The organism is Ruegeria sp. CL5 (genome assembly GCF_056536485.1).
Window position 1 is genome coordinate 684,136 of sequence record NZ_JBQFPS010000001.1, and the last position, 16,554, is coordinate 700,689.

The window sequence follows — 16,554 nt, forward strand, 5'->3', positions numbered from 1 at the left end:
AAGGGATAGAACATGAGGGCGCTTTGTGCTGCGATCTGCCTGCTGGCCATGCCTGCGTGGGCCGACGGCATCGAACCTCTTGCAGGATGGGCGATCTACTCCAGCGGAAAAAGCTATGAGAGCCTCATGGAAGACACAAAGGCCGCGGTAAAAGAGAACGGCCTGATCGTGGTCACTCAGGCCGGACCGACCAAAGCAGCGGCCTCGCGCGGCATTACCATTCCGGGCAACCGAGTGATCGGCGCATTCAACAACGACTACGCAGTTCGGGTCCTTGAAACCTCGACGAATGCGATGATCGAAGCGCCCATCCGTTTCTACGTGACCGAGAACAAGGATGGCACTGCGACCCTGTCCTACAAAACGCCAAGTTTTGTGTTCGCCCCATATACGGATGAAGGCGGTGAGGCGCTGCGCGATATTGCCGCCGAATTAGACGAAAAGTTTCAGGCCGTGGCGGAAAGCGCCGTCAAATAGTCACACTGACGTGAAGCTGCTTGCGTCCGGGCGCGTCCTCCGCAATCTGCTGAAAGATAAACTTGTCGGAGCTTGATTGATGCAGGACCTGTCCCCCCGCGCTGCGGATCTGTTGGCACAACGCCTTTTCGAGGCCGGATGCCGCCACGCGTTCGGAATGCCCGGTGGCGAGGTTCTGACCTTGGTGGATGCGCTGGAAAGCGCAGGTATCACCTTTCATCTGACCAAACATGAAAACGCAGCCGGCTTCATGGCCGAAGCCGTTCATCATCGCGATGGCGCGCCTGCGATTCTGGTGGCCACGCTTGGCCCCGGCGCGATGAATGGGATCAACGTGGTCGCGAACGCTCTGCAGGATCGGGTGCCGATGATCGTGTTGACCGGATGCGTCGATGCGGACGAAGCGCTGACCTACACTCATCAGGTGATGGATCACTCGCAAGTCTACCGCTCGATCACCAAGGGCACTTTCAGGCTAACTGCTGACGGGGCCGATATCATCGCCGACAAGGCGGTATCGCTTGCGAACCAGCCGCGCCCCGGTCCGGTGCACATCGATGTGCCAATCTCGGTGGCCGATACGCGCGTATCGGGGGTTAAACACCGTCGTCTCGCGAAAGTCGCACCCGTCGCACCTGGCGCTGAATGTCTGGAAAAGGCTCGCCGTTGGGTGGCCGAGGCCGAACGCCCCTTGGCGATCATTGGTCTCGATATTCTCTACGACGACTCGCGCTGCGTCGTGCGGGCGTTTCTGGAGCATTTCAACATTCCATTCGTCACCACCTACAAGGCAAAGGGTGTGGTGCCCGAGGATCATCCGCTGTGCCTGGGTGGGGCGGGTCTGTCTCCGCTGGCCGACAAGCATCTGGTTCCGCTGGTAGAACAGGCTGATCTGGTACTGTGCCTGGGCTACGACCCTATCGAGATGCGCCCCGGCTGGCGCGAGATTTGGGATCCTGAAGACAAGCGCGTGATCGACATATCAGCCGTTGTGAACGATCACTACATGCATCAGGCCGGACTAAATCTAGTCGCCGACACCGGCGCAACGCTAGAGGCTATCGCGAAAGGCAACCCCGCCCGAAATACGTGGCCGAATGGTGAACCGGATCAAGTCAAGACAGCACTGGCAGAAGCCTTCCCAACCGATGAAGACTGGGGGCCAGCGGCGATCATCGCGGAAACCCGTGCCTCGTTACCGGCAGAAACGCTCGCCACAGCCGACAGTGGCGCCCATCGCATTCTGCTCAGCCAGATGTGGGAATGTTCAGAGGAACGCGGGCTGATCCAGTCTTCGGCGCTATGCACAATGGGGTGCGCTGTTCCAATGGCGATTGGCTTGAAACTGGCTGAACCGGACCGCCCCGTGATCAGCTTCTCGGGCGACGCCGGGTTTCTGATGGTCGCCGGAGAGCTTTCGACCGCCGCCGAAATAGGCGGCAACCCGATCTTTCTTGTGTTTGTCGATGCCAGCCTTGCCCTGATTGAATTGAAGCAACGCCAGCGCCAGATGGGCAATCGAGGTGTCGATTTCGACCGCCACGACTTTGCAGCCATGGGGCGCGCCTTTGGCGGGTACGGTCATACGGTGCGCAACCGCGACGAATTGCGGGCAGCGCTGGATCAGGCGTTGAAAGCCGACAAATTCACTGTCATTGCTGCGGAAATCGATCGTGGAGGATATGATGGCCGCATCTGAAGGACCCCTGAAGGGCGTCAAGGTACTGGATCTGTCGCGCATTCTGGCTGGCCCGACCTGCACGCAACTGCTGGGTGATTTGGGCGCCACCGTCATCAAGATCGAAAACCCCGCGACCGGGGGGGACGATACACGGCAATGGGGCCCTCCTTACGTTGAAGACGCGGATGGCAACCGCTCGGATTTGAGCGCCTATTTCATGTCATCCAATCGTAACAAGAAATCGGTCGCATTGGATATCGCCTCGGCGGAAGGGCAAGCGGAAATCCGGCGACTGGCGTCTCATGCGGATATCTTGATTGAGAACTTCAAACCCGGCGGGCTGGCGAAATACGGACTCGACTACGCCACGCTGTCCAAAGAGTTTCCCAGCCTCATCTATTGCTCGATCTCGGGTTACGGGCAGACCGGCCCGAACGCGTCGAAACCCGGTTATGACCTGATGGCACAAGGCTATGGCGGGGTTATGTCGCTGACTGGAGATCCTGAGGGCGCACCAATGAAGGTGGGCGTTGGCATCGCCGATGTGATGTGCGGCATGTACGCCTGCGTCGGTATTCTGGCGGCTCTGCGGCATCGCGATCTAACCGGCGAAGGCCAGCAGGTCGACCTTGCGCTGGTGGATTCGCAAGTGGCTTGGCTGATCAATGAGGGTGTGAACTACCTGACCTCGGGCAATGTGCCTCAACGGCGCGGCAACGGGCATCCAAACATTGTCCCCTACGATGTATACGAAACCAGCGACGGGCACGTGATTCTTGCGGTCGGAAACGACAGCCAGTTCAAAAGATTCTGCAGTTTCATCCAACACTCAGAGCTTGCTGACGATCCGCGATTTGCCACCAATCCTGCCCGTCTTGAAAATCGTGACGCATTGAATGCAATTCTTCGCCCTGCCGTACAGGCGCTGGATACCAACAGCGTAATTGCAGGACTGGAGGAGCTGAAAGTACCGGTTGGTCCTGTGCAAACACTTGATCAGGTCTTCGCCTCTGATCAGGTCGCCGCCCGGCAGATGCAGGTCTCCATGCAGGCCGACCCCGGTGAAGTCCGTTTGATCGGGAATCCCCTGAACTTGTCACGTACGCCTGTGACATATCGCAGTGCGCCTCCGGTCTGCGGGGCTGACACACAAGCTGTTCTAAACGCAGAAAATCCCTTCGAAGATTGAAACACTCTGCCCGATTAGGCGGCAAGTTGCTGAAACATGCCCTTGAATCGGCGGTTTTTTTCGCGTTTTCCACACACGCGTTTTCACCAATTCGAGAGCAGGGTCGATACTGTTACGACCCCGCGACACACTCTGTTACATCAAACACTATAGAATGCCGCAATCAGATTGGACCCAAGCATGAAACAAGACGTCTTTGGACAGATGAACACCCTGACCCAGCCCGCAAGCGTCGAGGCGTGGGATGGTGTTCTCCTTGGGTTCATGGCGCACGCAGCTGTCACGCCGCAACATCTGGGCAAGGTGCTGGAGCTTGAGCCGGACTTTGCCCTGGGTCACGCGATCAAAGGTCTGTTCATGGTCCTGCTGGGACGGCGCGAGATGATCGCGGTCGCAGCCGAAGCATTGACCGCAGCCAATGCTGCGATGGAGCGTCAACCGGTTTCGGCCCGTGAAAGGCTGTATGTCGAGGCATTGGCTATGTATATGGCTGACCTCCCCACGCAAGCGGTGCAGAAATTCGAAGAGATCCTGCGGACTCACCCCACTGACACTCTGGCGATGAAACTCAGCCACGCCACTCGGTTCGTTTTGGGAGATTCGCAAGGTATGCGCCGTTCGATTGAGCGCGTGATGCCCGCTTACGAACCCGACCACGCTGGGCGTGGATATCTGCTGGGCTGCCATTCATTTGCTCTTGAGGAAACGGGTGCCTACGAGAAAGCCGAGATCGCCGGGCGTCAGGCTCTTTGGATGGTTTCCGACGATGCGTGGGGATTGCACGCCGTGGCGCATGTGCATGAGATGACGGGCAACGCACAGCTGGGTCTTGACTGGCTTGCGGGGCGCGAGGATGCCTGGGCGCATTGCAACAATTTCCGCTATCATGTGTGGTGGCACAAGGCGCTGATGCATCTGGATCTGGGTCAGGTCGATCAAGTGATGGCTTTGTATGATCACCACATCCGTCAGGACAAGACCGACGATTACCGTGATATCTCGAACGCCACTTCGCTGTTGTCCCGATTGGAACTTGAGGGCGTGGATGTCGGCAATCGCTGGGAAGAACTGGCCGATCTCAGTGCCGCCCGCACCGAAGACGGCTGCCTAATCTTTGCCGACCTGCATTACTTGCTGGCCCTGACTGGCGACAACCGTTCGGATGCGACAAGCAAAATACTGCACCGCATCCAGAGCGATGCCCAGCGCAACCTGGGCGATACGCCGATCCGCATGTCTGATCCCGGCGTTGCTGCGGCCAAGGGGCTTGAGGCCTTTGGCGAAGGTCTCTATGGCCAAGCCTTTGACTTTTTGTCAGACGCACGTGGTGGAATGCAGCTGGCTGGCGGCAGCCACGCCCAACGTGATGTATTCGAGCGCATCACAATTGATTCCGGCCTGCGCGCCGGCCGTCTGGATGCTGTCGAGCGCATTCTTGACGATCGCCGCGCCAAGCGCTCCGGTGGCGAAGACAACTATGCCCTCGCCCGCCGCGCATTGATCGAGGCCGCACGCGACAATGGCGACGCACAAAGCGTCCCCGCCGAATAAGAACAATAAAAAAGACCAAGAAGGACAGAAACCGTATGGCGACTGCATCGCCCGCTTCTGATTTTGCTCCGGTGGCCTCTCAAAGCGCTGCCCCTGCCCGCACGCGCGACCCGCGCCTTGATTTCTATCGCGGTATCGCGATGTTCATCATCCTTATTGCCCATATCCCGAACGATCCCTGGGCCAAGTGGATTCCTGCCCGGTTCGGGTTTTCGGATGCAACCGAAATCTTTGTTTTCTGCTCCGGCATGGCCTCGGCCATCGCCTTTGGCGGAGCGTTCATGCGCAAGGGCTGGTTGATGGGCACCGCGCGCGTCTCGTTCCGTATCTGGCAGGTTTACTGGGCGCATATTTGTCTGTTTTTCTTCGTCGCTATGACTATGGCAGCGCTGAACCAAAGCGGGCTGTTCGAGAAAAACTATATCTCGTCGCTGAATCTGCAGCATTTCTTCAATGATCCTGCACCGCAGATCGTGGGGCTGTTTACGCTGACCTATGTGCCCAACTATTTTGACATCCTACCGATGTATCTGGTGGTGCTTGCGATGATGCCGCTGTTCATGGGGCTGCATCGCATCGGGTTTTGGGCAGTCGCGCTGGCATCGGTCACGATCTGGCTGATTGCGCAATACGACTATCTTGATCTGCCTGCTGAGCCCTGGTCGGATCGGCAATGGTTCTTCAACCCGTTTGGCTGGCAATTGCTGTTCTTCACTGGCTTCGCGTTCATGCGCGGCTGGATTCCCGCCCCGCCGGTTTCAAAAACGTTGATCTGGGCGGCCTCATTATTCCTGATCTTCTCGATGCCGTTTGGTTCGTGGAAGGTTTTTACCTGGATAAATTCCGCAGCACCCGATCTGGCTGATGAAATCCGCAAAGTCTGGCCGGTAACCAAAGAGTTCCGCAACAAGACAGACTTTGGCCTTTTCCGATATTTGCATTTCCTCTCACTGGCCTATCTGGGCTGGGTTGCTGCCGGTGAGCATGGCCATCGCCTGATCGCCACCGGTCAGGGAGCCGCAGCGAAGGTTTGGCAGTTGCTGCTGAGTGTCATCACCAAAGTCGGGCAGCAGTCGCTTGCGGTCTTTGTATTTTCCATGGCTGCAGCACGACTTATCGGCGTCGGATTGGACCTGAGTGGGCGGGATGTTGCCAGTGTCTTTGTCGCCAACATGATTGGCTTTGCCATGATCATCGGCGTGGCCTATCTGGCCGCGTGGTTTAAGTCACACCCTTGGAAGACTAAGAAATGAATTTTACACGCCGCGCTTTCCTCGCATCATCAACGGCATTGATCCTCGCTCCGGCAGCTCATGCGACCGGCGGTGAGGTCGCCTTTGACCGCAACACAGTTATCGAAATGGCGCGCGATCTGGCGAGCCGACCTTATGTAGAACGCGAGATGGTGCCGCAAGAATGGCAGGATCTGAATTATGTGCAATATCGCTCGATCCGTTTCCAGTTGGAAAAAGGCCTTTGGTACAACACCAAGTCACCGTTCGAAGTCGATTTCTTCGCACCCGGACTTTACTTCCCTCGCGCAGTGCAAATTTCAACCGTCGACCATGGTCATGTGACACCTGTTGCCTTTGATCTGGACATGTTCACAAAAAGCGAAGACGTTCCCTCTTTGCCTGCAGATGAAACACTGGGCTTTTCGGGGTTCCGCCTGCGTGCCGAGATGCATCGGCCCGGGTTAACCGACGAGTTCTGCGTCTTTCAGGGTGCCAGCTATTTCCGCGCGATCGGTTTGCACGAAGCATATGGTTTGTCAGCACGCGGTTTGGCGCTGAAAACCGGCGATCCCGATGGGGAGGAATTTCCCGATTTCATTCGCTTCTGGCTCGAAAAGCCGGCATCGGGACAGCGGAACATGGTGGTCCACGCCCTGATGGACAGCCCCAGCGTCAGTGGTGCGTACCGATTTGAAATCACGCAAGGTGACGACACCATCATGGACGTCAGCGCAACGCTGTTTCCACGCACCGAACTGACCCATGTCGGCATCGCACCAGGCACATCCATGTTCCTGTTCGATCAGACCAATCACAGCCGGTTCGATGATTTTCGCCCCGCAGTTCACGACAGCGACGGGTTGCTGATCCGGAATGGTGCGGGCGAAGTCCTATGGCGGCCATTGGCCAACCCAATCCGCCTGCAGATCGCCTCATTTGTGGATAGGAATCCACGTGGCTTCGGCCTGATGCAGCGTAAGCGCGAATTCTCAGACTACGCTGATCTTGAGGCCAACTATCACAAGCGCCCGAGCCTGTGGGTCGAGCCCAATGGGGACTGGGGCAAGGGCTCTGTCACGCTGGTAGAAATACCCGCAGATCAGGAAATCTATGACAATATCGTCGCCTACTGGCGGCCGATGGAACCGTACGCGGCAGGCAGCCAAGTTGATATGTCCTATCGCCTGATCTGGGGCGAAGAACCTCAGCGCACACCCGTCGCGCGGGTCATCAATACGGCCATGGGCGATAATACCTTTGGCGAAGGACGGTTGGCCGTGATCGACTTTGAACCAAGCGATCTGTTTGACGACCCCGAGGAGATGACTGTTTTTGTCGACTCGCCTCATGCTGAGACGTCGGACGGAGTGTTGCAGCGTAATCCAGATACAGGTGGATTACGACTGGCGTTCTCGTTTGAACCTGGTGAACGCAACCATGTCGAATTGCGCGCGCAATTGCTGAAAGACAAACAGCCGGCCTCTGAAGTTTGGCTATACCGTTGGACCTCATGAGCCGCGATCTTCATATCATGCCGCCCGAGGCCCCTCTGGCGATGCCCGCGCAGAACTTTGCGCAGGGGTTCCGCGATGCGCAGGCCCCGACTAGTGATCGGAGACCATCAGCCGGATTCTGGCGTGCGCTGGCCTTTTCACCGGCGATGGCGGCAACTTTGGGCCTGCTCTGGGTCATGTCTGACTGGTTCAGCGCCGAAGGGATCAACCTGGTCGAAGGTATCCTGCTAACGTTGATCTCTTTCAACTTCTTCTGGATTTCATTCACGGTCTGTACCGTGTTGCTGGGCATGGTTTCGCTGTCCCGTCAGGAGCAGCCCAATCGCGAAGGCCGACCGCAACCGCTGCGCGTGGCGCTGTTGACGCCGGTCTACAACGAGGTGCCCTGGAACGTTCTGGGCAATGCTCGCACAATGCTTGAAGACCTGCAGCAACGCGGCGGTCAGCACCATTATGCAATGTTCATCCTGTCCGACACGCGCGAACCCGAGATCGCCACGCAGGAACAGGCCAGCGTTGAGGCGTTGCGGACAACCTTGGCACCAGGTTTGGAGCTTTACTATCGCCGCCGCCCTACAAACACGGATCGCAAGGTCGGGAACATTGCCGATTGGGTCAGCCGCTGGGGCGCGGATTGGGATGCGATGCTGGTGCTGGATGCCGACAGCTTGATGACAGGTCGCGCGATCAGCCGTTTGACCGACGCGCTGGCGCGTGATCCGGGTGCAGGCCTGATCCAGAGCTATCCGCAACTGATCGGCGCGCAGTCGGTTTTCGCCCGGATGCAGCAATTTGCCAATGGTGTCTATGGTATCGCATTTGCCGAAGGTCTGGCCCGCTGGTGCGGGCAAGAAGGTAATTACTGGGGCCATAACGCCATCATCCGCACAAGCGCTTTTGCCTCTAGCGCGGGCTTGCCGAAGCTGAAATCTCTCAATGGGCAGGACAAGCTGATCATGAGCCACGATTTCGTCGAGGCCGGACTGCTGCGTCGCGCCGGATGGGCCGTGCGCTTTTTGCCACGCATTCGCGGATCGTATGAAGAAACACCACCCACCCTCATCGACCACGCCATGCGCGACCGCCGTTGGTGTCAGGGCAACCTGCAGCATCTGAAACTGCTTGGTTCGACCGGCTTCCGCGCAGTCTCGCGGTTCCATATGTTTCACGGTGCGGTCGGATATCTGATGTCGCCGCTATGGTTTGCGCTTTTGGTGATGTGGGCTTTGATCGGCCAGGGCAAGGATGCCTCGGTTCTGCATTACTTCAGCCCCGATAATCCGCTTTTCCCGCAATGGCCTGAGATGTCCGAAACACGCCACGTACTGATCATTTTGGTGATGTACGCAATGCTGCTGGCCCCCAAGGTTCTGGGCGTGGCCGCACTGCCCCTCAGCGGCGTACGATATTCCGATTTCGGCGGCACCCGTAAGTTCTTTACTTCATTCCTGTCCGAGGTCGTTTTGTCCGTTCTCTATGCTCCGATCTTAATGGTGCAGCAGATGATCGCGGTTTTCCGGACTGCTCTGGGCATTCAAAAAGGCTGGTCACCGCAGGCCCGCGATGGCGGCAGCTATGGGGTGCGGACCTTGATCTTGTGCCACGCGCTGGAAACCGTAAGCGGTGTGGCATTGAGCGTTGGTATTCTTGCTGGTCTCGTCTCAGTTTGGTTGGCCCCAATCGCGATCAGTCTTGCGTTGGCAATCCCGCTTTCGGCGCTGAGCGGCGTATCAGCGGGCGCTGCGCGTCGCATGGTCGGGATGCGCGAAGACGTCAGCGAGCCTGCTATCACCCGGTCGGCACGGCGCTATCGTGAGGAGTTGAAGCACCTGATCGAAGGCAAGGGCATAGTCACCCCAGCAGAATAATCAACTGCCGGGTAAGCCCTCGTACCAATCCACCATCATATCGGCCCAACCTTTGGGCACTGTATGTCCACCTGAAAACAGCGCGAATTCCAGCGCGCTTCCTTCAGCGCATCCCATCCAGTTCCGACGCATGAACTGGCCAGTGGTTGAAAACCCGCTGGGTTTGGTATCGACGCATTCATTGGCAACGCGCCAGATCTCCAATCCAGCAAAGATATCACCTTGATGGAACCGGCCTCCGCCCAGTATGCGCCCTTCCAACGGAACCACATTGTCTGTCCAACCGTGGGTGTGGAACAGACGGATCGGTCCTTCGCAAGTCTCGGGATGTGGCCTCCAGAAGCCGCCTGAAACCGGTGCATAGGCCGAGAACGTTTCCGGCGCCGCGCAAGCAAGATAATAAACCATAAATGCACCCGCTGAAAAACCGCTTAGCACCACGCGACCGGGGTCTACGTCAAACCGCTTGGCCGCATCCTGAACGGCTTCGGTCAAAAATGCGGCCTCATCACGCCCGTCCCAACCAGGGAAGAAGTTCCAGCTTTGACGACCATTCCGCTCGGAACCTTCCGGGGCCATCACGGCGTAGCCGCGATTCAGGAGCGGATCGACCATTGCCCTGTTCTTGAGTGTCCCAGTACCCGTGCCACCGTAGCCATGCATGAATACGACTAGCGGCGGATTGTCAGCTGCCGGCAACTCGATCTGATACGCGCCTGCATCTGTCTTGCAAACCCCATCTTGATCACCGCAAACGGCCAGAGCGGTTTCCCCCGTAAAGGCAAGGCCCAAAGCCAGCAATAATCTCGCTCGCATTACGTATCCTCTTTGTAATCATTGACTGGCAGACCCGCACGAACCCAACCTGGTCCGGCGGCCGACCCCAACATACCCTCAGGCACATTGATGACATTGGTGAAACCCGCTTCGGTCAGTTGGTTGCTTAACCGGGCAGAACGTACACCACGCGCGCAAATCAATGCCACCGGCGCGGTGCGATCGCCCTCGAGCAATTGATCCAAAACGGGCACAAAATCTTCGCGTCGCATGTCGAGCGGATGGGCACCTTCACCGATCCCCGTTGCGCGCCATTCGCGAGGGGTACGGATGTCGATCAGAACAATATTCCCCTGCCGCACGTGCTGGTGGGCAGTGGAAACCGCGATCTGATGTCCTGCGTAATCCTGTGGAATCAAAAGGTATTCTCGGAGCGCCAAGCCTCCGGCTATCACCGTTCCTGCTCCAAGCAAGACCCATCGACGGGTTTTGATCGCGTGTTCTGCCAAATTGCGCCTCCTGATGTAAATTTGGGTCATATCACAAGCACGCCACCATTTCGCGCCCCTGTTCGCGCGCGTTGTTCAAGATATTGTCATCGCCCCCCGAACAACTTTGCGATGGTCAATCTCGTCGAAAAAACAGCCCAATCTCTGGACAGTTCGGAATTTTTCCCTACAAAATCAGGACTAACTTGACCGCACAGACCGGAGTATCGCACTTGTCCCTATTCCTTATCGCGGCCCTTCCCTTCCTCGGAGCTGTTTTTCCAGCCCTCTTGATTCGGGCAGGACGAAACGCAGCAGCTTCCGCGGCAGGGCTGACCACATTCCTCGCCCTCATGGGACTATTGATCCATATTCCCAGCGTCATGCGCGGCGAGGTGGTGACTGCGCGATTTGACTGGATACCGGGGCTGGGGCTGAACGCGAATTTCATGCTCGACGGGCTGGGTTTTCTGTTCGCGCTGCTGATCTTAGGGATCGGCTTGCTGATAATCCTGTATGCGCGGTTTTACCTGTCACGCGAAGATCCGATGGGGCAGTTCTACACCTATCTACTGTTGTTTCAGGGCGCGATGGTCGGTATCGTTCTGTCTGACAACATATTACTTCTTCTTATTTTCTGGGAACTTACATCCCTAAGCTCATTCCTTTTGATCGGCTATTGGAGGCATCTGCCCGAAGGGCGGCAAGGTGCCCGGATGGCGCTGGCTGTCACCGGCTCAGGCGGGCTGGCGATGATCGCCGGGATGCTGATCCTGGGCAACATCGTTGGCTCCTACGATCTAAGCGTCATCCTGCAGAACAAAGAACTGATACAGGCGTCGCCCTACTACCTGCCCGCGCTGATCCTGATACTGCTGGGCTGTTTCACCAAGTCGGCACAATTCCCGTTTCATTTCTGGCTACCGCACGCCATGGCTGCACCGACACCAGTTTCAGCATATCTGCACTCTGCCACGATGGTAAAAGCCGGTCTGTTCTTGATGGCCCGGATGTGGCCAGTTCTGGCTGGGACGGATGCGTGGTTCTACATCGTCGCCACCACCGGGCTGATCACCATGCTGCTGGGTGCAGTGATTGCGCTGTTCAAGGACGATCTCAAGGCACTGCTTGCATTTTCGACAGTCTCACACCTTGGATTGGTGACCATGCTGCTGGGTTTTGGCACCAAGATCGCGGCTGTGGCAGCCATCTTCCACATCATCAACCACGCTACATTCAAGGCCGCTCTGTTCATGACCGCTGGTATCATTGACCACGAAACCGGCACACGAGACATCAAGCGCTTGGGTGGATTGCGTCACCTGATGCCGATCACCTTCACCATTGGAACCATTGCAGCGCTGTCGATGGCTGGCCTGCCTCCGCTGAATGGTTTCTTGTCGAAAGAGATGATGCTGGAAGAGACGGTGCACACTACCTGGCTGCACTCGCATTATCTGGTTCCCGGTTTGGCGCTATTGGCCGCGCTGTTCTCTGCCGCTTATTCCTTCCGCTTTGTCGCGCATGTTTTCCTGGGTGCTGAACGCAAAGATTATCCAGCTCACCCGCATGACCCCCCTATCGGGTTGTGGCTGGCGCCTGCGTTCCTTGTGGTTCTGGTGGTCCTTATTGGCCTCTATTCCGCGGCGATCGTCGGCCCTCTGGTCGCGGTTGTCTCCAGCGCCGTGATTGGTGGTCAGAAGCTGCCCTATTATTCGCTGAAACTGTGGCATGGTTTCACGCCCGCGCTTTACATGTCAGCGGTAGCAACACTGGGTGGTTTATTCCTGCTGTCCCTGCATCGCAGGGGTGAGCAGATCTGGAATGCCCTGCCCCGCCCCGAGGCCAAGGTGATCTTCGAAGCAGTCATCAGCGTGTTGACCCGCCTTAGCCAGTGGATCACGGATGAGCTGCACAACGGCGTGATCAGCCGCTATGCCATCATCCTGATCGCCTTCACGGTCGGCATCGGTTACTACGCCTTTGCAACTGGCACGATAGGCATAGAAACCAGGGTGCCGCTCCCGGCCCAGATCATTCCCATCATCGGTTGGATTTGCCTTGTCGCGGCGACACTTGCCATCATGTGGTTTCACCGCAACCGCCTGCTCTCACTGGTGTTGATTGGGGTTGTCGGTCTGATCGTATCCATGGCGTTCAACTATCTCTCGGCCCCCGATCTGGCACTGACGCAGATTTCAGTTGAAGTTGTAACCATGATCCTGTTGTTGCTGTCGCTGAACTTCCTGCCCACCGAAACGCCTTGGGACAGCAGCGCCGCACGGCGCTGGCGCGATGCAGCGATTTCGGTTGTTGCCGGGATCGGCTCAGGCGCGTTGATCTACGCGCTGATGATGCGGGATTTCGCCTTTCCGACGATTTCAGATTTCCATCTTGCGAATTCCTACAAAGGCGGTGGCGGCACCAATGTGGTGAACGTAATCCTCGTCGACTTCCGGGGATTTGATACGTTTGGCGAGATCATCGTGCTGGGTATTGCGGCCCTGATCATCTTTGCCCTGACCGAAGCGGTTCTGAGCACCAACGTGCGCGGCTATTTGCTGAACCGCAAACCGCACTGGCCGCAGTCAGGTGACTCGCATCCTCTGATGATGGTTGTCGCCACCCGGGTAATGATGCCAATTGCCTTGATGGTTGGTGCCTACATCTTCTTCCGTGGCCATAACCAGCCCGGAGGTGGCTTCATCGCAGGCCTCATCGTCGCCATCGCATATCTGATGCAATACATGGCCAGCGGATACACATGGGCCATCGAACGGCAACGGTTCTATTACCACGGCACGATCGGCTGGGGTGTCCTGATTGCCGCCGCCACCGGTTTAGGCGCGTGGTTTAATGAGCGCCCGTTCCTGACAAGTGATTTCGGTTATATCCACTGGCCACCTCTGGAAGAGTTCGAATGGGCCACTGCAATTCTGTTCGATACCGGAGTGTTCCTCGCCGTATTGGGGGCGGTGATGCTGGCGCTCGACAGCCTGTCGCGGTTCGCCTGGCAGCCGGGCATGGCGCAGGAATTCCCGATGGATATCAATCCGTTGCGAGACAATCCTCCGGAAGATGAAAATGAGAAGGAGCAGGCCTGATGGAAGCGCTCGTAGCCTCTGCAGTAGGTGTGATGACCGCCGCCGGGATTTTCCTGATCCTGCGCCGCCGAACCTTCCCGGTTATTCTGGGCCTGTCTCTGATCACCTATGCCGTGAACGTATTCCTGTTCGCCACAGGACGTTTGGCGCTGGACGCCCCGGCCGTTCTGAACAAATACGAAGATGTGCCCTATACCGATCCACTACCGCAAGCGCTGGTTCTGACGGCAATCGTGATCTCGTTTGGGATGACCGCGGTGATCGTGATGATCGCCCTGTCTGCCTATCTGTCCTCGAAGGATGACCATATTGACATGAGTGCGAGCGACAGCGTGGATGCACCGGGAGAAGACGCATGAACCACTGGATCGTTGCGCCGATCGTCCTGCCCGCGATCCTGGCCCCGTTCATCATCATGGTCCTGCGATATCATCTGGATTTGCAACGCATATTCTCGGTCGCGGGGGTGGTCGGGCTGCTGGGGATCGCACTGACCATCACAGCGCAAGCCACAACCGGGGAAATCCAGGTCTATGAGCTGGGCGATTGGCCTGCGCCATTCGGCATCGTGCTGGTATTGGACCGGATGTCGGCCATGATGGTGCTGCTTACTGCGTTGCTGGCCCTGCCCATCGTTCTTTACGCCATCGGATCCGGGTGGGATGATAGGGGCAAGCATTTCCACGCCCTTTTCCATTTCCAGCTCATGGGCGTTTGCGGGGCCTTTCTGACAGGGGACGCCTTTAACCTTTTTGTGTTTTTCGAGGTCCTTCTGATCGCTTCCTACGGGCTCATGACACACGGAGGCGGAGCGGTCCGGCTGAAGGCAGGGGTGCAATACGTCACCTACAACCTGCTGGGTTCAACCCTTTTCCTGTTTGCGCTTGGAACTATCTACGCCGTCACCGGCACGCTCAACATGGCTGATCTGGCTGTTCGGGTCGCAGAAATTCCACCCGAGGATACCGCCCTGCTACGGGTTGGGGCCGTTCTGCTGCTGTTGGTGTTCTGTATCAAGGCTGCCGTGCTGCCGCTGCATTTCTGGCTTCCTGCAAGTTATGCCAATGCGCCTCTACCTGTGGCCGCCCTGTTTGCAATCATGACAAAGGTCGGGGCCTACTCTATCCTGCGGGTCTATACTCTGGTCTTCGGGCCGGACGTTGCCGCAACCGAAGGCCTGGTTGGTGCGTGGTTGCAACCTGCAGCATTGGTCACCTTGGCGGTTGGTGCCGTAGGTATTCTGGGCTCACAGCATATCGCACGGATGGTTGCCTTCTGCGCCATTACCTCGATGGGAACATTGCTCATCGCTATCTCGCTGTTCAGCGAGGTCGCAACGGCGGCAGCTCTGTATTACGTCTTCCATTCGACACTGGCGACCGCTTTGCTGTTCCTGGTGGCGGATATGGTGATGGAACGTCGTGGAGGTGCCATCACGCCGACTGCACCGATGCCGCAAACCGGGCTGATCTCGGCCCTCTTCTTTGTTGGTGCCATTGCGATGGCAGGAATGCCCCCACTATCCGGTTTCATCGGCAAATTGCTTGTTCTTGACGCCTCGCGCGGGGCACCGGATGCCAATGCGGTCTGGGCTGTGATCTTGATCGGATCATTCGTGACCATTGTCGGATTGGCCCGTGCCGGCACGCTCATTTTCTGGAAGTGCCACGACGTACAGGCAATCCCGCCAACTGAACCAGATTCCGAAGAAGAACCAGGTGCCACCGCAATTGCGCCTGAACCACACGCAGCCCTTGCGTTTACCTCAGTCTTTGGCGCGGTTCTTGGTCTGGTACTGCTCACATTATTTGCTGGCCCGGCACTGCAGTACACCAGTAAAACCGCAGAACAGTTGTTTACCCCCGAGAACTACATCTCGGCTGTGCTGGGGAGGGAAGAATGATTAAGCTGCTACACCGGATATTCCCCCACCCTCATCTGACCGTACTTCTGACGATCGTCTGGATTTTACTGGCGAATTCGCCGTCGCTGAACTCGCTTGTATTCGGATTGTTGCTGGGGATCATTATTCCGTTCATCACGCAACCCTATTGGCCTGACCGTCCCAAGCTGCGCAATTGGCCAATGGTCGTGGAGTACATGCTGGTCGTGCTGTGGGATATCGTGATGGCCAATATCGCAGTCGCTCGAATTATCCTGTTTAAAAAGGATGCCGACCGCCAACCTAGTTTCGTTTGTGTCCCGCTCGAACTGCGTACGCCAGAAGCGATCACAGTACTTGCTGGAACTATCACCATGACACCCGGTACCGTTAGCTGTGATCTGTCCGCGCAAGGGCACAATCTGCTGGTACACTGCTTGGATGCGCCAAACCCCGAGGAAGTGCGCGACCAGATCAAAAGCCGCTACGAGCGCCGCCTTAAGGAGATTTTCGAATGATCGAATATGCGATATATTTTGCATTCGCCTGTTTCGGAGCGGCGATCATGATGTGTCTTTGGCGGATCATCACTGCAGATGGCGTGGGCACCCGTGTACTGGCACTAGATACAATGGTGATCAACACCATCGCATTGCTGATACTGTATGGGCTGAGCATCGAAACCGAGATTTTCTTTGAGGCCGCGATGATCATCGCCATGCTGGGCTTTGTCTCAACCGTGGCCTATGCGCGCTTCATGCTGCGCGGCAACATCATCGAGTGAGGGC

The 16,554-nt window shown here is 57.2% G+C and carries 14 protein-coding genes; 12 read left to right on the forward strand and 2 right to left on the reverse strand.

The annotated features are described in order from the left end of the window. Positions 1 to 12: 12 nt before the first annotated feature. The 7 genes from ACR0IU_RS03380 (at position 13) to mdoH (ending at position 9,515) form a co-directional block, all read left to right on the forward strand. Complete coding sequence (locus ACR0IU_RS03380) at positions 13 to 477, forward strand: DUF302 domain-containing protein (protein WP_480715245.1); 465 nt, start codon at positions 13 to 15, stop codon at positions 475 to 477. 79 nt (positions 478 to 556) lie between these two features. After that, positions 557 to 2,176, forward strand: coding sequence for a thiamine pyrophosphate-binding protein (locus tag ACR0IU_RS03385; protein WP_480715246.1), 1,620 nt, complete (start codon positions 557 to 559; stop codon positions 2,174 to 2,176). Then, the gene (locus ACR0IU_RS03390) at positions 2,163 to 3,347 is read left to right on the forward strand and encodes a CaiB/BaiF CoA transferase family protein (RefSeq protein WP_480715247.1); all 1,185 of its coding nucleotides are present in this window, start codon (positions 2,163 to 2,165) and stop codon (positions 3,345 to 3,347) included. The genes ACR0IU_RS03385 and ACR0IU_RS03390 overlap by 14 nt, the downstream gene beginning before the upstream one ends. A 180-nt stretch (positions 3,348 to 3,527) precedes the next feature. Then, positions 3,528 to 4,898, forward strand: a complete 1,371-nt coding sequence (locus ACR0IU_RS03395) for a tetratricopeptide repeat protein (RefSeq protein WP_480715248.1) — start codon at positions 3,528 to 3,530, stop codon at positions 4,896 to 4,898. A 35-nt stretch (positions 4,899 to 4,933) separates the two neighbouring features. Further along, positions 4,934 to 6,151 carry an OpgC family protein gene (locus tag ACR0IU_RS03400; protein ID WP_480715249.1) on the forward strand — a complete coding sequence of 406 codons (1,218 nt, stop codon included), beginning with the start codon at positions 4,934 to 4,936 and terminating at the stop codon, positions 6,149 to 6,151. Beyond that, positions 6,148 to 7,647, forward strand: a complete 1,500-nt coding sequence (locus ACR0IU_RS03405) for an OpgD/OpgG family glucan biosynthesis protein (RefSeq protein WP_480715250.1) — start codon at positions 6,148 to 6,150, stop codon at positions 7,645 to 7,647. The genes ACR0IU_RS03400 and ACR0IU_RS03405 overlap by 4 nt, the downstream gene beginning before the upstream one ends. Continuing rightward, complete coding sequence (gene mdoH, locus ACR0IU_RS03410) at positions 7,644 to 9,515, forward strand: glucans biosynthesis glucosyltransferase MdoH (protein ID WP_480715251.1); 1,872 nt, start codon at positions 7,644 to 7,646, stop codon at positions 9,513 to 9,515. The genes ACR0IU_RS03405 and mdoH overlap by 4 nt, the downstream gene beginning before the upstream one ends. On the opposite strand, the gene ACR0IU_RS03415 is transcribed toward mdoH, so the two are convergent. Both ACR0IU_RS03415 and ACR0IU_RS03420 read right to left on the reverse strand, forming a co-directional pair. Then, on the reverse strand, positions 9,516 to 10,331 hold the full coding sequence (locus ACR0IU_RS03415; RefSeq protein ID WP_480715252.1) for a CE1 family esterase: 816 nt from the start codon (positions 10,329 to 10,331) through the stop codon (positions 9,516 to 9,518). Beyond that, on the reverse strand, positions 10,331 to 10,801 hold the full coding sequence (locus tag ACR0IU_RS03420; protein WP_480715253.1) for a rhodanese-like domain-containing protein: 471 nt from the start codon (positions 10,799 to 10,801) through the stop codon (positions 10,331 to 10,333). The genes ACR0IU_RS03415 and ACR0IU_RS03420 overlap by 1 nt, the downstream gene beginning before the upstream one ends. Before the next feature lie 212 nt (positions 10,802 to 11,013). Between ACR0IU_RS03420 and ACR0IU_RS03425 the strand changes: the two genes are divergently transcribed. The 5 genes from ACR0IU_RS03425 to ACR0IU_RS03445 are packed head-to-tail and all read left to right on the forward strand — an operon-like array spanning position 11,014 to position 16,550. Continuing rightward, positions 11,014 to 13,884, forward strand: a complete 2,871-nt coding sequence (locus ACR0IU_RS03425) for a monovalent cation/H+ antiporter subunit A (RefSeq protein ID WP_480715254.1) — start codon at positions 11,014 to 11,016, stop codon at positions 13,882 to 13,884. After that, positions 13,884 to 14,243: a Na+/H+ antiporter subunit C gene (locus tag ACR0IU_RS03430; protein WP_010438934.1), complete on the forward strand. Its 360-nt coding sequence runs from the start codon at positions 13,884 to 13,886 to the stop codon at positions 14,241 to 14,243. Before ACR0IU_RS03425 ends, ACR0IU_RS03430 begins: the two co-directional genes overlap by 1 nt. After that, positions 14,240 to 15,787: a monovalent cation/H+ antiporter subunit D gene (locus ACR0IU_RS03435; RefSeq protein ID WP_480715255.1), complete on the forward strand. Its 1,548-nt coding sequence runs from the start codon at positions 14,240 to 14,242 to the stop codon at positions 15,785 to 15,787. Before ACR0IU_RS03430 ends, ACR0IU_RS03435 begins: the two co-directional genes overlap by 4 nt. Continuing rightward, complete coding sequence (locus tag ACR0IU_RS03440; RefSeq protein WP_319547302.1) at positions 15,787 to 16,284, forward strand: Na+/H+ antiporter subunit E; 498 nt, start codon at positions 15,787 to 15,789, stop codon at positions 16,282 to 16,284. The genes ACR0IU_RS03435 and ACR0IU_RS03440 overlap by 1 nt, the downstream gene beginning before the upstream one ends. Beyond that, positions 16,281 to 16,550 (forward strand): K+/H+ antiporter subunit F, encoded by a 270-nt coding sequence (locus ACR0IU_RS03445; protein WP_010438928.1) that lies wholly within the window; start codon positions 16,281 to 16,283, stop codon positions 16,548 to 16,550. Before ACR0IU_RS03440 ends, ACR0IU_RS03445 begins: the two co-directional genes overlap by 4 nt. The last annotated feature ends 4 nt before the right edge of the window (positions 16,551 to 16,554 follow it).

Coding starts and splice junctions, on each gene's coding strand:
- ACR0IU_RS03380 (WP_480715245.1), top strand. CDS start 13: ATGAGGGCGCTTTGTGCTGCGATCTGCCTGCTGGCCATGCCTGCGTGG.
- ACR0IU_RS03385 (WP_480715246.1), top strand. CDS start 557: ATGCAGGACCTGTCCCCCCGCGCTGCGGATCTGTTGGCACAACGCCTT.
- ACR0IU_RS03390 (WP_480715247.1), top strand. CDS start 2,163: ATGGCCGCATCTGAAGGACCCCTGAAGGGCGTCAAGGTACTGGATCTG.
- ACR0IU_RS03395 (WP_480715248.1), top strand. CDS start 3,528: ATGAAACAAGACGTCTTTGGACAGATGAACACCCTGACCCAGCCCGCA.
- ACR0IU_RS03400 (WP_480715249.1), top strand. CDS start 4,934: ATGGCGACTGCATCGCCCGCTTCTGATTTTGCTCCGGTGGCCTCTCAA.
- ACR0IU_RS03405 (WP_480715250.1), top strand. CDS start 6,148: ATGAATTTTACACGCCGCGCTTTCCTCGCATCATCAACGGCATTGATC.
- mdoH (WP_480715251.1), top strand. CDS start 7,644: ATGAGCCGCGATCTTCATATCATGCCGCCCGAGGCCCCTCTGGCGATG.
- ACR0IU_RS03415 (WP_480715252.1), bottom strand. CDS start 10,331: ATGCGAGCGAGATTATTGCTGGCTTTGGGCCTTGCCTTTACGGGGGAA.
- ACR0IU_RS03430 (WP_010438934.1), top strand. CDS start 13,884: ATGGAAGCGCTCGTAGCCTCTGCAGTAGGTGTGATGACCGCCGCCGGG.
- ACR0IU_RS03435 (WP_480715255.1), top strand. CDS start 14,240: ATGAACCACTGGATCGTTGCGCCGATCGTCCTGCCCGCGATCCTGGCC.
- ACR0IU_RS03445 (WP_010438928.1), top strand. CDS start 16,281: ATGATCGAATATGCGATATATTTTGCATTCGCCTGTTTCGGAGCGGCG.